Genomic DNA, 13,739 nt, shown 5'->3' on the forward strand with positions numbered 1-13,739 from the left:
GCAGCCGCCACGCTTTTACCTTTAGCGACGTCAATGCTGAGAACAGGTTGATTCATGAGGACCTCCTTTAATTTCACGGGAGCCAGCACTTTCATTCTCCACAGGTTGGCACGGTGATGCGGGCTCTAGGCCCAACCAGCTAAATCGGGGTATGAACAAAAGGCGAGGGCCTATAACACTTTACAAGACGGGATCGGTGTCCCAACAAAACATGCGTTATTTCACCCCGTGTTTCCTCCAGTATAAAGAAAAAGTTCATCCTCGAACGAGTCGGGGATGAACTGAGAATACCAACATCATATTCACGCTGCGGGCATACCCTTTGAGCGGCATTCGCCGGACAACGAGCATGCGCCGAGTCAAGCATATAACCCAATCTTTCATACTAGCTTTGATCCATCTACATCTCTTTCATAACCTCTCGACTGCTATAAGATGGAGGGGAAAGAATGGACCTTCAAAAGAAGCAAGCAGCCCGATTACACAAAGAAGGATTAAAACTTTGCGAAGAGTTGAAATTCGATGAGGCTATCACCTGTTTCCTCCAAGCCCTGCATCTGGTTCCGAACCATCCGACTTTGTATTACAACATCGCGAATACACGGGCAGAACAAGAACTTCATGAAGAAGCGGTTAGATTTTTTGATCGGGCAATCGACTAGAGCCAAACAATCCCAAATACCTATACAATAAAGCGAATTCTTTGTCCGCTTTAGGGAGATCACTTGAAGCCATTGACTTATACGATGCGGCGATCAAGATTGATCCGGATTTTAGTTCAGCCTACTTTAACAAAGCGAATGCGTTAAAAGAGCTCAAGCAGTTCAATGAAGCTCTGGCCTCTTATGATAAAGCGATCGAAGCCAAACCTGACCATGCCGCTGCACATTTTAATAAAGCGATTGTGCTGGAAGAACTTAAACAAGACCATGCCGCGATCGAAAGCTATAAAAAGTGTATCGAAATCGCTCCTGCGGATGACGAAGCTCACTATAATTTGGGCAATCTTTTTTACGAACAAAAAGCTTTGCCGGAAGCCTTAGAGCAGTTTGATCAGGCCATTGCATTGAATCCGAATGATTTGGATTATTACTATAATCAGGGCGTTGTACTAACGGAAATGGGCGAGATCAAAAGGGCTGAAGATAGCTTCAATACTTATAGAAAACGATCCAATCTTCATGCTGCAGAAATTCGCCTTACTCTGGAGTGAATATTACGATGGGATCCCGAAGTGTCTTCCCTGTACCACAATGATTTCAGACTAATGAACGGCAAGCTGTTGGCTCACTATAAGTTCACGGACGCCATGAGACAAGCCCTCGATCCTAATACGGCTGAAGTCATGGATCTGGATGAAGTGAAGTCTCGAGAGGCAATAGAATTTGTTCCTGCTGTAGTGGGAGATATGACGTATGAAGAACAAGTGATCCATGAACCGCTGAATGTTTTTAGTTTGATACAGATCAAAGGATAGATCGAGACCTCTGTAGAGGTCGCCGTAATGAATCTGCAGCAGTTACCTCTATTCAAGGAGAGACGATAAAATGGCTTATAACCTACATATTCAAAGAAAAGATGAAGATCATCCGATCACGCTGGAAGAATGGATGAATTATATCAAGCAGGACAATGAGCTGGAGCCTACCGACCATATTGAAATCACGCTTCCCAATGGAATGACCATGGGGATATCCGGAGAAGGCATGGCCGTATGGAAGACAACCGTGGAAGACGAAGAAATGCAGGTCACGTTTACTTTCATGGAAGGAGAAATCTCGGCCGGACATTCGAATGAGGATCAAATTGAAAAAATGAAAAAGATCGCGAGTAAGCTCAAGGCGATCGTGGTCGGGGATGAAGGGGAAGAATACAAGTAAAGAGTGTTTGGAAGATGCCTAGAAGACACTTATATGAAGACGCATTCAGGGTAAAAGAAGAACATAGGCAGCTTGATCGATAAAAAGAGAGCGATTCTGCTGCTTTTGACTGCTGGTTGAAGTGGGCGTTTCAACGCTTAACAGAAAAGCCGGAAAAGGAGGCTTCTTATGAAAAATCACTTCTGTCTTCTTCTGCTATTCTCCCTGCTCGTTGGATGCGCCTCCAAAGAGACGGCAGCCGTTCCAAATGCTCCGCAATCCGAGGATGCGAAGCTGCAGGAAGTCATCGCCGATTATTTCGAGGCTTTCGAAGATATCCGGGTATGGCGGAAGTACGCGACGGACGAATTCATTCGAAGATCGTATGTATGGTGTACCGGCGATTCCTCCAATGAGCGTTCGATCAACGAAATGGTGCATATTTATTAGGAATGGAACCGAGACTCGCTGAGCATGCAGAACGTTAAAGTAGAGAAGCTGTCCAAAATCAACGAAAATGAAGTGCGGATTGATGTAAAAAGAACGTGGGGGGACGAGTCCTGGGATTATGTGTCTTACTCGCTGCTGAAGGTTAACGGAGAGTGGAAAGTAGACAATAGGCTGTAAAAAGGAGGTCTATCCATGTCCAACCATATGACAGCAATCGGCTTTAACGTTCATTCCGCAGAAGATTTCGAAGAGGTGGCCGAGTATGCGTACGAGACGGGGGAGAGCATCGAAACGGCACGCGGGATCTACCTGCTGGCGCAGGCCGGCTCGGGTATCGAAATATGGCTGCAGATGAATACGGAGAATCAGGTGATCGGGCTCAATCCGCATTACTTTGGTTCCTCCCGCTTCCAGGTCAAATTGACGGACGAGATCATCCGCAGCGAAGGCAGCGAGCTGGATGGGACTTTTCATGTCTGGGCGGAATTCGACGGGGAAACAGAGGAGTCGGACTCGTATCCGTTTGTATTCGAGATGCCAAACCGAGCCGTGTACGGAGACGTACAGCTGCCCCGGAGCGTGACCATTCAGTTGACTGCTTTTGCGCATGAACTCAGCGTGTTTGACAATGAGGAACAATTCCATGAGTTCCAGCAGCACGAGGAAGTGAAGTTTGCGGCGGAAGCGTTTATTCCTACCGGGTTATTCGTCGAAGAAGGCGAACCGGGTTCGATGGCGATGTTTACGGGTCAAGTGCTGCAGAGTGCCTGGATCACGAACGAATATACCGGAACATCGTTTCATTGGGCGCTGGTGAGAACGTTGGGCGGCGAGATCGATGTGGTGGCGGATCGGGAGACCTTGGACGAAGAGATCCCGGTAGGCGGAATTGTCTCCGGTACTTTCTGGTTAAGCGCCAAAATCATCGAAGAGTAAGCTTGCTCAACTATCGGCGGATAATCCTCTATACCCACACGGAGAAGGAAGAAGGTGCTCACGATGAAAACTCTGTATAGGCCGGTCGGCCTAGCCGAAATGCAGTTGATTCTGGATCAGGATCTTAAGGGGTTCCCCCCGCGCCTGCCGGATCAACCGATCTTCTACCCGGTGCTGAACAAGCCGTATGCGGACCGGATCGCCAAGGAATGGAACACGCAGGACCGCTTCTCCGGATTTGTCGGGTTCGTGACGGAATTCCAGGTGAAGAGCCCGTTTATCGATCGGTATGACGAGAAGGTCGTAGGCGCGAGGCAGCATGCGGAGCTGTGGATTCCGTCCGACGAGTTGGAAGAGATGAACGCGAATATCGAAGGCGGGATCCGGGTCGTCGACGTTTTCTACGGACCGCATTATGCGGGATTGACGCCGGCGGCGATGCCTCTGGAAGCTCTGGCGCTCAAGCAGCTGCTTGCCCAATTACGCACGCATTTGGAGGAGTAATCGGTACTTCTCCCAACCGTAATCCAAATCCATCCCTAGAAAAGAGGCCCTCATGAAACGCAAAAACATGATCCTTAATCTGGTTCTATCTTTTCTGACCGGGCTGCTGGCCTACTATCTCGTTGCACGAACGATCACGACAGCTGCCATACTGGTTTGCTTGGGGGCAGCAGGTATCGTGGCGCTGGGATACTGGGTTGTTTATTTGTTTGGAAAAAGGTCTGAATCCAAGGCGAAGTAATGCCATTCCGACTTTCGCCGAATTCCACAAAAGCTCCGAGCCTTAGCGGCACCGGAGCTTTTTTTACAAACCAATCTCAAGCTGTCTTCTTATCCGACATAGGAAGTTTCACCGCTTCCTTTACAGCTCAACCCGCAGCGTTCCCAGCATCTTGACGGCTTCCGGATCGCGATGCGATAGGAACAGACTCTCTCCCGTATCCAGTGCCGCGATTTGTTCCAAATCTTCCGCGTTCAGTTCAAAATCGAAAATGTCGAGGTTCTCAACGATTCGCTCCCGCCGTACGGATTTCGGAATGACCACGATGTTCTGCTGGGTCAGCCAGCGCAGGACCACTTGAGCGACGGATTTGCTGTATTTTTGCCCGATCGCGGTCAGTGTCTCATTACCGAACAGGTTGTTGCGGCCTTCGGCAAGCGGACCCCACGATTGGTGCTGGACGCCCTGACTTTTCATAAAGTTTGCGCTGTTGGCCTGGTGATAGAAAGGATGCGTTTCGATCTGATTGACAGCCGGCACGACCTCGTTGTAGACGATGAGATCCATCAGGCGGTCGGGATGAAAGTTGCTGACGCCGATCGCTTTGATGTGGCCTGCGTGGTACAGCTCTTCCATCGCGCGCCAAGCACCGTAGTAATCGCCGAACGGCTGGTGAATCAGATACAGATCGAGATAGTCGAGCTGAAGTTTGTCCATCGACTTCGCAAAAGCCAATTTGGCGCTCTCGTAACCGGCATCCTGAATCCACAGCTTGGTCGTGATAAACAGTTCTTCGCGCGGGACGCCGCTGCGTTTGATCGCACGTCCGACCGCCTGCTCGTTCAAATAACCGGCAGCAGTGTCGATCAGACGGTATCCGGCCATCAGTGCTTCGTAGACGGCATTCTCGCATTCTTCGGCATCCGGGATCTGATAGACGCCAAAGCCGAGAATCGGCATTTGGACGCCATTGTTTAACGTTACAGTTTGCATGATCTATTCCTCCCGGGATTGAAATCGTATAAAGCTAACGGCCGCGGTCTGTGCACAGGTGAGAGCAGAGACAGTCGTATTTCTTCTGCGGCCGTGTTGCTTTACAATAAGCCTAGATCCTTCGTGTAACACGAAGGCAAGCGGTTTTTTGAATTTTTTTATCGGGGAGGAACTTCATATGTATACGGTCAAAGAAGCGGCGATGCGGACAGGACTGACCGAGCACGCCGTGCGCTTTTATACGGATAAAGGATTAGTACCAAGCGTGCAGCGCAATGAACATAATATTCGGCTGTTTGACGAAGAAGCGATCAACTGGCTGCACGGCGTGAGATGTCTCAAACGCTCGGGGCTGCCGATCGAGACCATCAAGCATTATGTGGATCTCTGCCAGGAAGGCGATTCGACGGTGCCGGAGCGATATGTCATGATGCAGCAGTACCGGGAAGAAGCGCTCGTGCAGGTGGAAGAAGCCAAACAGCGCCTCGCGCATATGGAACAGAAAATCGCCCACTACCAGGAGATTATGGAGAAGCATATCCCCGACGCGACCAATCCTTCTACGTGGGAGAAAGGCGCTCGAGATGCGGCGATCAGCCGATAACGATTCGGGGTTGATCCGATCCGGCATTGAGCGAGAAGATCCTGCTCGATTATCCGAACAGCAAGGAGGAATGATCATGACCGCCGAATCCGAGAATGGATATCCGCATGTTCCCGCCGCTGCAAGAACGGTACACATTGGCGGATTAACCCGTTCGCAGCTTAGACAGAGTTTGCAAAATGCCGGTATTTCTCTGAATGCTTACGCCGAAGAACTGTTCGCAGACGAACGTTTCACGACTTCCGATCAGCCTCATACCGTCGAGACGGTCGAACTCACAGTCGGTGAGCTGGGATTCATGGACGGAGCAGCGGCAGGCGAGATTTTCAAGCGGGCGAGCGCACTCGGTCTTGCGGCGTGTCCGCTGGAACTGGCTCCGCATCTGCGGCTGCAGTACACCGATCAGCCGGAAGGAAGTGCGGAGCGTTCCGTGCAGCATGAGGCGCCGCACGCTTCGATCACGGTAGCATCGGAACCGCTGAGTGAGTGCGACGATTTTCCCAAAGGTTTTTACCTGCGAAATATCGACGGCGTATTGTGGCTGCGCGGCTATCGGGCCGATGCGGTTCATGTGTGGAATGCGTGGGACCGGTTTGTTTTTGCGAGACAGACAGACTGGCAGGGAAATTGTCATGAGTCATAACCGCGTGATGCGAGCATTGGCTAAAGTGACGAGAATCGTGCAAAAAATCGTGAAATTCGCGTTGGTATCCGTACTGGTCCTCTTTCTTGCTTTTTGCTCGCTGTACGTCCTGTTCCCGATATGGAACGAGATTCATGCGTATACGTTCAGCCGACAGTTGAAAAAAGTCCCGCTGCCGGAAGATACCGTTCTTGTCGAAATGGAAACGGCCGTAGGCAAACTGAACGGTAACGGAAACGGCATCGACTTTTTTGCGGGGATGCTGGTTCGAAGCGATCTCAGCCTCAGTGAATTGATTGACTATTACGAGGCGGTTTCTTACTCCGGCGCCAAAGATAAGGATCATACGGTAGAGGTCGAAGTCTTGAAAGCCAAGAGCGATAAAATGGACTCATATTACGTGGAACATCGGGACCTTAGATTCCATAGGCTGCGATCGACCAAAGATTTCTCCGGGTATTACTTCGTAAACCTGTACGATGGAGGGTATGAGGCGGTATTCGATCTAAGAGGGAATTGAATGCCTTGGCAAATCGATCCACGACAAAAAACCTTCACTCCCGCCCACAGCGGAAGTGAAGGTTTTTTGGATAAGGACTTTACCGCGTGCCGCGAAGACTACTCTGCCGCCGACACCGCGATCATCTGCACGACCATCCGTCCGTCGCCCGGCAGCAGGACTTCGTCCGCGTTCATCTGCGAAGAACCGTCGCCGTCGAGGAAGATGCCTTCGCGTCCTTCGCCGGGAACGCCCGCCAGCAGCGCCGCGCGGAAATCGGCAGCGGTGCTGCTGGCGGGGGTGACGACCAGCCACAGCTGCCCGGCATTATTGTAGACGAGAGCGGAGCGCATGCGTTTATCCCCGGCAAAAGGCAGATGCTCACGTGCACTCCGGTCTTCCCAGATGTCTTCGTTCGCCAGGTTCAAGCTAACTCCGCCCTGGGCGAAATAGTCGCTGCGGTCGCTGACCTTAAGCTCGTCGGCTGACGAGACCACCTGCACCGAGAACTTGCGCTTCGCGCCGTCCCAGACCAGGGTTCCGCGCGCATACTTGGCGTTGAACCAGCCCGAGCCGTAAGCGTCCCGCTTGCCGTTGGCCGGCTTGTCGTCGGTAACGGCCAGCGAGAGCAGCGATTCTTCGTAAAAGAACCCGCCGTTGATCCCGTAAGCCGGAATCTGCTTGAGCGGAAGTTTGTCCGCGCGCAGCACGATATCATCCGGGGATACAGCCAGCATATGCAGCTTGGGCAGTCCGGGGGCCTTGGCTTCCGCGTACGTGTAACGTTTTGGCAGACCGTCGAACGGCTGCGCAGGCTTCGAAGGGAAGAGGAGCAGCCAGACGGCAGCTGCCGCAGACAAAGCCAGCAGCACAAGCAGCGTTCCGATCAGACGTCTGCGCAGCCTGCGGCGGTCCGAGAAATCGGCAGCCTGGCGATCCGGCTGCGCATGAGTTCCGTCTGGCCCGGCTTCTTGGGGTCCGCCTGCGTCGTTACGCCCGGACATACGCGCACAGCAGGCGCGCCGTGCCGATCACCGCGCGCGTATGCGTACGTTCCATCGAATGCGAAGCGTGTACACCCGGTCCGATCAGGGCGGCGCGGATATTGCTGCCGCCGCGCAGCGCGGCCGAAGCGTCGGAGCCGTAGAACGGATAGATGTCTACCGCATGTTCGATCTGCTGCGCTTCGCACAGTTCGATCAGTTTGCCGGTCATATGGTAATCGTACGGACCGGACGAGTCTTTGGCGCAGATCGAGACATCCGTTTCTTTGCATGTCAGATCGTCGCCCATGCAGCCCATATCGACAGCGATCAGCTCGGCAATATCGGACGGGATATATGCGGTGCCGTGACCCACTTCCTCGTAGTTGGAGATTAGGATCTTGACGTTCTGCTTCGGTTTCCAGCCTTCGCGCTTGGCGGACTCCAGCAGACCGAACAGTGCGGCTACGCTCGCTTTGTCGTCGAGGTGGCGGGATTTGATATAGCCGCTCTCGGTGACGACGGCGCGCGCTTCGAACGAAATATAGTCGCCGGTACGAATACCCAGTGCTTCAACTTCTTCGCGGGAAGAGACCAATTCGTCGATCCGCACTTCCATATGTTCTTCCGAACGCTTGAAGTCGCGGGCGTCGGCGTATACATGCACCGAAGGGTGCTGGGTGAGGATGGTGCCGGTATACGTTTTTCCGCTGCGCGTATGGATGATGCAGTATTCGTTCTCGATACTGGACATCGCGAATCCGCCGAGCGACGTGAGTTTCAGCGTGCCGTGCGGCGTGATCGAGCGGACCATGGCGCCGAGCGTATCCACGTGACCGCTCAGGCCGACGGTGTACGTATCGTTTTCGCCTTCCATGCTGATGATCGCGCCGCCTTTTTCGTTAAACGTGACCGGGAACCCGAGACTTTCCGCTTCTTCGCGGATCAGGTCGATGATGTGATGGGTGTAACCGGTCGGGCTTGGGGTGTCGAGCAGTTTCTTGAGCAGGGTGACCACGTATTGTTCGTCGATATGTACCGTCATGATAGACAGACCTCCATATAAATAAAATGAGAATAAAATAGGTGCGGCGGCACCTGGAAATACCGGGCCGCCGCCTTACGGTCAAGAACAACAAACAATCAAGAAGAAAACCGCTCCCAGTAGCGGGCGGCGGTTTTCTTCTTGAAGCGGTTCGAGACTTGTCCGGAATCGGAAGACTTACAGCTTGTTCAGCTTGTCCGAACGGAATCCGCGGGGTTCCGGTTCACGGTCGAGATCGTCCGAGATCGGCTCGAGCGGGGTCGGGTCCGCCGAGACGGTCGGCTCGTTGTAAGCCGGCGGCGTCACGGAAGAAGCAACGGAAGGCGTAGAAGGCTGCGTGCGCAGCTGTTCGTTCTCTACACGAAGCTTTTTCAACTCGCGACGGGTCTGGAACAGGCGGTATACGCCGAACATGCCTACAGCCAGACCGCCGAAGAGCGCGCTGCCGAGAATGAGCAGGACCAGCGGAACATCCGCGTAGCCGAACAAGAAGTTGACTTCGACCGGGTTGACGTTAATGACTGCAAATACGGCCACGATCACGGCGAAGATCAGCATCAAGATCAAAGACCATTGAGCTTTCATGAATAAATATGTCTCCTTTCGCTTTGTTGCTTATTAGGATCATTAGCCGAAAGGATGAACTTTGACGCAGGAAGGTGTGTCCTTATTGAGACAGCTGTTCCATCTGTTCGATCAGCGCTTCGAACACGCTCATCGCTTCGCGTACCGGCTCGGGAGAAGACATGTCGACGCCCGCTTTTTGCAGGATGTTGATCGAATAATCGCTGCCGCCGCTCTTGAGGAAGCTGAGGTAGCGTTCGACCGCCGGTGCGCCTTCTTCCAGAATCTGCTTGGAGAAACTGGTCGCGGCGGAGAAGCCGGTTGCGTACTTGTACACGTAGAAGCTGTTGTAGAAATGCGGGATCCGCGCCCATTCCATCTCGATATCCTGATCGACGACCATGTCCGGGCCGTGGTACTGCACGTTCAGGTCGTAGTAGATGCTCGACAGATCCTGAGGCGTGAGCGATTCTCCGGCTTCCGTACGCGCGTGAATGATCTTCTCGAACTCGGCGAACATCGTCTGGCGGAACACGGTGGTGCGGAACTGATCGGCATAATACGTCAGCAGATACATTTTTTCTTTGGGATCAGTCGCTTTTTTGAGCAGATAATCCATCAGCAGCGCTTCGTTGGTCGTCGAGGCTACTTCGGCCAGGAAGATCGTGTACTGCGCGTCGCGGTAGGTCTGCGTATTGTCCGAGTAGTACGAGTGCAGCGCGTGTCCCATTTCATGGGCCAGCGTGAACATGCTGTTCAGGTTGTCCTTGTGGTTGAGCAGCACGTAAGGATGCACGCCGTAAGCGCCGGAGGAATAAGCGCCCGTCCGTTTGCCTTCGTTCTCGTAAATGTCGATCCAGCCTTCCTTGAAGCTGCTTTCGAGCACCTGGAGATAATCGGCGCCGAGCGGCTGCAGGCCGTCGATCACGGTTTGTTTGGCTTCGTCGTACGTGATGTCCATTTTGAACTCGTCGACGAGCGGAGCGAACAGATCGTACATATGCAGCTCGTCCACGCCCATGAGCTTTTTGCGCAGGCGCATGTAGCGGTGCAGAATCGGCAGGCTTTCATGGATCGAGCCGACCAGGTTGTCGTAGACGGATACCGGGACGTTGTCGCCGTACAGCTTCATTTCCAGCACGGACGGATATTTGCGCGCGCGGGCGTAGAAAATGTTCTTGTTCACGTTGGCCGTCAGCGACGCGCCGATCGTGTTCTTGAGCTTGGCGTACGTGCCGTACACGGCCTGGAAAGCCCGGCGGCGCACGTCGACGTTGGCGCTTTCGAGGAATTGAATATAGCTGCCGTGGGTCAGTTCGACTTCATTGCCGTGCTCGTCCTCGATGTTCGGGAACTTGAGATCCGCATTGTTAAGCATGCCGAAAATGTTCTGCGGAGCCTGCGACAGATTGCCGACCTGGGCCAGCAGCGCTTCTTCGGCCTGCGACAGCACATGCGCTTTCTCCCGTTTCATTTCCTGCAGGGTGAAGCGGTACGGCTTGAGCGAAGGAGCATCGATCAGTTGGTCGAGCTGCGCGTCGTCCAGGGACAGGATCTCCGGCGTGATAAAGGACATCGCTTCGCCGGCATCGACCAGCAGCTTGCGGCCTTTTTGCGTCAGCGCCTGGTAAGTCGGGTTGGCGGTGTCCTGGTCATGGTACAGATGCGTGTAGACATAGAGCTGCTCCAGCTTGAGCGAGACTTCGTCTTCGAACTTGAAGCAGTCTCCGATCTGCTGTTCGCTATTTAACTTGCCGCGAAATTCTTCGAATTTCTTGAGCTGCTTCTTGGTCTCGTCGTAAGTCTTGTCCCAGGAGGATTGGTCCGCGAACAAATCTTCCAGCTTCCATTGATGCTCGGCGGACACTTCGCTTCGTTTCGGCAGGGTTTTGGGCGTTGTACTCATGATTCTCATGACCTCCTCGGAATGTTGGATCGCAGCAAAAAGGCCCGGTTAGGAGCCCATGCTAAACAGCGTATAGGCTGTCAGGATAAAAGAAATCAGCAGCATCAAGGCAGCGGCGGTCGCAAGACCGCGTCTGAGCTTCGGCGGGATGGAGTCTTTGTAAAAAACGACGACACCGCCGAGCAGGAGCGTCAGGATCAGCAGGGCGGCGATGTTGGTCGTATTGTTCATAAGAACCTACACATCCTTGAGGGCTTTGAGAATAGCCTGCCGCTCTTCTTCGGTGCCTTCGAATTTCTCCGCGTCAAAACGGCGTTCCGCCCACTCGATCATGGCCGGCCGGCTCATGAAATTATGCGTTTCTTCGCCCCATTGATCGGAGATTTCGCGCAGGACCCGCTGGCGGCCGTGAACTTCGACCGTCATCATGTTCCAGTTGTCGGTTTTGTAGATGGTGTACTTTTTGATCATATCAGCTATTCCTCGTTTCAAATCGTTTCTTATCTAAAATCATACCCTACCCATCCAGGCAAAAGCAACGCTGAAACAGGGTCCAGTTTTCAATTGCCAAAGGTTTTTTGTTGCAGTATAATAACGATACTCACCACAGATGGTGATATTTTTAGGAGGTTGTTCACTTGAAAGGTACAGTTAAATGGTTTAACGCAGAAAAAGGTTATGGTTTCCTGTCCGTAGAAGGCGGCGAAGACGTATTCGTACACTTCTCGGCAATCCAAGGCGACGGATTCAAGACGCTTGACGAAGGTCAAGAAGTCGAATTCGAAATCACCGACGGCAACCGTGGACCGCAAGCAGCTAACGTAATCAAACTGTAAGAATTTTTCTTACCTGATTTGATGACATAGCAAACCGAGGCACAGCTCCTACCCGGAACTGTGCCTTTTTGCATGCCCATACAGGAAGGAAGCGGCAGAACCAGCCCGGAAATACGCCGCTGCTTGGAGCGTTGGCGCGTTCCCGGGCGAGTAGGGGCTGCCGGCATAATCCGTTACGTCTTGGGCTGGTTCAGCTTCGGTTCCCGTCCCATCCGGCGTACGACGAGGAAGATAATGACGGCTTCGGCCAGCAGGCCGACCGACTGCGCCAAAGCGCCGATCATGCCGTTCCAGTGCGGCACGATCGCCACAAGCAGGAATAGAAGGGCGATCGTGCAGATCGCATTGGCCAGCTGGGAGCGCAGCATGACTTTGGTCTGCCCTTCGAGCAGGATCAGGCCGTTGCCGTAGTCCAGCCAAGGCATAACGAGCGGATACAGGATAAAGGCCCGAAGGGTGCGCAGACTTTCTTCGAGCAGGATGCCGTCGACGTTCATAATATGGCCGAATACCCAGTAGCCGAGCGGCGTATAGGCGATCAGCGCAACCAACGTGACCGGAACAAAGCCGATCGCCAGCGAGAACTTGCGCACCATGACCGGATCGATCCGGTAATAATTGAGCACGATCTGGTGGATATACATAAAGAAGCTAAGCATCAGCTGCATGAGGCTGCCCGCGACCGCAAAGGAAGAAATAGCGAGCGCAACCCCGTCCGTTTTGCCCAGCATGATATTGAGCGCGGGACCGATAAACATGGCGACGAAGGACGAATACAGCAGCGGCTTGTAGAAGCGGAACACGTCGCCGCGCGTTTCCACGGGATGGCCTTCCTTTTTGAGCGGCATGCGCCTTGCGATATTGCGGCCTTCGAGGAAACTGACCGAAGCTTCGATCACCATGCCGAAGACGAAGATGACTGCGCCGACGACGCCGCTGTGAACCCCGGCGATATGTACGAAATAAAGCGACATCAGATACATCCCCGACAGACGGATCACCATGCCGATCGTCAGCCATTTGGTCCGGTTGTTCGTGATGATGATGCCCTGGTAAATATTGCGGATGACCGAGAAAACGCTGACGAACATCAAGACGCCGTAAACGGCGAGGACGCTCGGCAGAAGTTCGCGGTCCACGCCGAACAGAATGCCGAAGATGCCGTTGCCGACCGGCGTGTAGGCGATGACAAGACCGATCGCCATGACGCACACCAAGAAGACGTAGGTCACGAAGGTGAGCGCCTTGAACGAGATTTTGTCGCGTACCAAAGCCGAGCAGGTCTGCCTCAGCAGGGTGGACGGGCGTTCGGTGATCGCAAGCAGACTTCCGGCCAGCGCATAGCTGGCGATCACGGTTTCCGGCGATTCGGCATAGGCCAGCGTCCGGTTGATAATGACGTGGGACAAAGTGACAAGGGAAGCGGATAAGCCGAGCGGCACGAAGAAGAGCAGCAGGCGTTTCCAAGACAGCGGAACATCGGACATGACGGACTCCTTTCCCGAAAAGAAGGTACAGGCACGGACACGTTCAAAAAAATGGTCATTTTCCAGTATAGCATGACTGAAATTGTTTGAAGCCGGCGGAGGAAAAGTTTCCCGAAATTGAACGTTTTTCGAACGCGGCCCTGTCCAAAAAGGAAAGAAGGCGTGAAGCGCCGCACTTTTTGCAGAAAAACGTTGAAAAAACGCCGGAAT

Annotated in this window: 20 protein-coding genes and 1 pseudogene; 13 read left to right on the forward strand and 8 right to left on the reverse strand. The window is 53.2% G+C overall.

What is annotated here, in order from left to right:
* Positions 1-449: 449 nt before the first annotated feature.
* The 9 genes and pseudogenes from HRQ60_RS03400 (at position 450) to HRQ60_RS03440 (ending at position 3,990) form a co-directional block, all read left to right on the forward strand.
* Positions 450-662 (forward strand): tetratricopeptide repeat protein, encoded by a 213-nt coding sequence (locus HRQ60_RS03400; RefSeq protein ID WP_172194240.1) that lies wholly within the window; start codon positions 450-452, stop codon positions 660-662.
* A gap of 23 nt (positions 663-685) precedes the next feature.
* Positions 686-1,213 (forward strand): annotated as a pseudogene (locus HRQ60_RS03405) (tetratricopeptide repeat protein); the annotation flags it as partial.
* Between the two features lie 54 nt (positions 1,214-1,267).
* A complete protein-coding gene (locus HRQ60_RS03410; RefSeq protein WP_172194242.1) occupies positions 1,268-1,477 on the forward strand; it encodes a hypothetical protein in 210 nt (69 codons plus the stop codon).
* Positions 1,478-1,547: 70 nt separating this feature from the next.
* Complete coding sequence (locus HRQ60_RS03415) at positions 1,548-1,880, forward strand: hypothetical protein (protein WP_172194243.1); 333 nt, start codon at positions 1,548-1,550, stop codon at positions 1,878-1,880.
* Between the two features lie 168 nt (positions 1,881-2,048).
* Positions 2,049-2,309, forward strand: a complete 261-nt coding sequence (locus tag HRQ60_RS03420; RefSeq protein WP_172194244.1) for a hypothetical protein — start codon at positions 2,049-2,051, stop codon at positions 2,307-2,309.
* A gap of 24 nt (positions 2,310-2,333) precedes the next feature.
* Positions 2,334-2,486 carry a hypothetical protein gene (locus tag HRQ60_RS03425; RefSeq protein ID WP_172194245.1) on the forward strand — a complete coding sequence of 51 codons (153 nt, stop codon included), beginning with the start codon at positions 2,334-2,336 and terminating at the stop codon, positions 2,484-2,486.
* Between the two features lie 15 nt (positions 2,487-2,501).
* The gene (locus tag HRQ60_RS03430) at positions 2,502-3,245 is read left to right on the forward strand and encodes a hypothetical protein (RefSeq protein ID WP_172194246.1); all 744 of its coding nucleotides are present in this window, start codon (positions 2,502-2,504) and stop codon (positions 3,243-3,245) included.
* Between the two features lie 63 nt (positions 3,246-3,308).
* Complete coding sequence (locus HRQ60_RS03435) at positions 3,309-3,749, forward strand: ADP-ribosylation/crystallin J1 (protein WP_172194247.1); 441 nt, start codon at positions 3,309-3,311, stop codon at positions 3,747-3,749.
* Between the two features lie 52 nt (positions 3,750-3,801).
* Positions 3,802-3,990, forward strand: a complete 189-nt coding sequence (locus tag HRQ60_RS03440; RefSeq protein WP_172194248.1) for a hypothetical protein — start codon at positions 3,802-3,804, stop codon at positions 3,988-3,990.
* 120 nt (positions 3,991-4,110) lie between these two features.
* Here HRQ60_RS03440 and HRQ60_RS03445 read toward each other — a convergent pair whose 3' ends face one another.
* Positions 4,111-4,962: an aldo/keto reductase gene (locus HRQ60_RS03445; RefSeq protein ID WP_172194249.1), complete on the reverse strand. Its 852-nt coding sequence runs from the start codon at positions 4,960-4,962 to the stop codon at positions 4,111-4,113.
* A gap of 178 nt (positions 4,963-5,140) precedes the next feature.
* Here HRQ60_RS03445 and HRQ60_RS03450 point away from each other — a divergent pair, with 178 nt between their 5' ends.
* From HRQ60_RS03450 to HRQ60_RS03460, 3 genes are all read left to right on the forward strand, one after another.
* The gene (locus HRQ60_RS03450) at positions 5,141-5,566 is read left to right on the forward strand and encodes a MerR family transcriptional regulator (protein WP_172194250.1); all 426 of its coding nucleotides are present in this window, start codon (positions 5,141-5,143) and stop codon (positions 5,564-5,566) included.
* A gap of 76 nt (positions 5,567-5,642) precedes the next feature.
* Positions 5,643-6,209 (forward strand): helicase, encoded by a 567-nt coding sequence (locus HRQ60_RS03455; RefSeq protein ID WP_172194251.1) that lies wholly within the window; start codon positions 5,643-5,645, stop codon positions 6,207-6,209.
* Positions 6,199-6,729 carry a hypothetical protein gene (locus HRQ60_RS03460; RefSeq protein ID WP_172194252.1) on the forward strand — a complete coding sequence of 177 codons (531 nt, stop codon included), beginning with the start codon at positions 6,199-6,201 and terminating at the stop codon, positions 6,727-6,729. The genes HRQ60_RS03455 and HRQ60_RS03460 overlap by 11 nt, the downstream gene beginning before the upstream one ends.
* Positions 6,730-6,827: 98 nt before the next feature.
* Here HRQ60_RS03460 and HRQ60_RS03465 read toward each other — a convergent pair whose 3' ends face one another.
* The 6 genes from HRQ60_RS03465 to HRQ60_RS03490 all read right to left on the reverse strand — a co-directional run bounded on the left by HRQ60_RS03465 (position 6,828) and on the right by HRQ60_RS03490 (position 11,677).
* The gene (locus HRQ60_RS03465) at positions 6,828-7,712 is read right to left on the reverse strand and encodes a hypothetical protein (protein ID WP_246281099.1); all 885 of its coding nucleotides are present in this window, start codon (positions 7,710-7,712) and stop codon (positions 6,828-6,830) included.
* Positions 7,699-8,736 (reverse strand): M42 family metallopeptidase, encoded by a 1,038-nt coding sequence (locus HRQ60_RS03470; protein ID WP_172194253.1) that lies wholly within the window; start codon positions 8,734-8,736, stop codon positions 7,699-7,701. Before HRQ60_RS03470 ends, HRQ60_RS03465 begins: the two co-directional genes overlap by 14 nt.
* Positions 8,737-8,913: 177 nt before the next feature.
* Positions 8,914-9,321: a LapA family protein gene (locus HRQ60_RS03475; RefSeq protein ID WP_172194254.1), complete on the reverse strand. Its 408-nt coding sequence runs from the start codon at positions 9,319-9,321 to the stop codon at positions 8,914-8,916.
* 82 nt (positions 9,322-9,403) lie between these two features.
* A complete protein-coding gene (gene pepF / locus HRQ60_RS03480) occupies positions 9,404-11,206 on the reverse strand; it encodes an oligoendopeptidase F (protein ID WP_172194255.1) in 1,803 nt (600 codons plus the stop codon).
* 48 nt (positions 11,207-11,254) lie between these two features.
* On the reverse strand, positions 11,255-11,437 hold the full coding sequence (locus tag HRQ60_RS03485) for a hypothetical protein (protein WP_172194256.1): 183 nt from the start codon (positions 11,435-11,437) through the stop codon (positions 11,255-11,257).
* 6 nt (positions 11,438-11,443) lie between these two features.
* Positions 11,444-11,677: a hypothetical protein gene (locus tag HRQ60_RS03490; protein ID WP_172194257.1), complete on the reverse strand. Its 234-nt coding sequence runs from the start codon at positions 11,675-11,677 to the stop codon at positions 11,444-11,446.
* Between the two features lie 167 nt (positions 11,678-11,844).
* Between HRQ60_RS03490 and HRQ60_RS03495 the strand changes: the two genes are divergently transcribed.
* Positions 11,845-12,042, forward strand: a complete 198-nt coding sequence (locus HRQ60_RS03495) for a cold shock domain-containing protein (protein ID WP_018975236.1) — start codon at positions 11,845-11,847, stop codon at positions 12,040-12,042.
* A gap of 173 nt (positions 12,043-12,215) precedes the next feature.
* On the opposite strand, the gene HRQ60_RS03500 is transcribed toward HRQ60_RS03495, so the two are convergent.
* Positions 12,216-13,529 (reverse strand): multi antimicrobial extrusion protein MatE, encoded by a 1,314-nt coding sequence (locus HRQ60_RS03500; protein ID WP_172194258.1) that lies wholly within the window; start codon positions 13,527-13,529, stop codon positions 12,216-12,218.
* Between the last annotated feature and the right edge of the window lie 210 nt (positions 13,530-13,739).

It is taken from the genome of Saccharibacillus qingshengii (assembly GCF_013185195.1).
GTDB lineage: Bacteria > Bacillota > Bacilli > Paenibacillales > Paenibacillaceae > Saccharibacillus > Saccharibacillus qingshengii.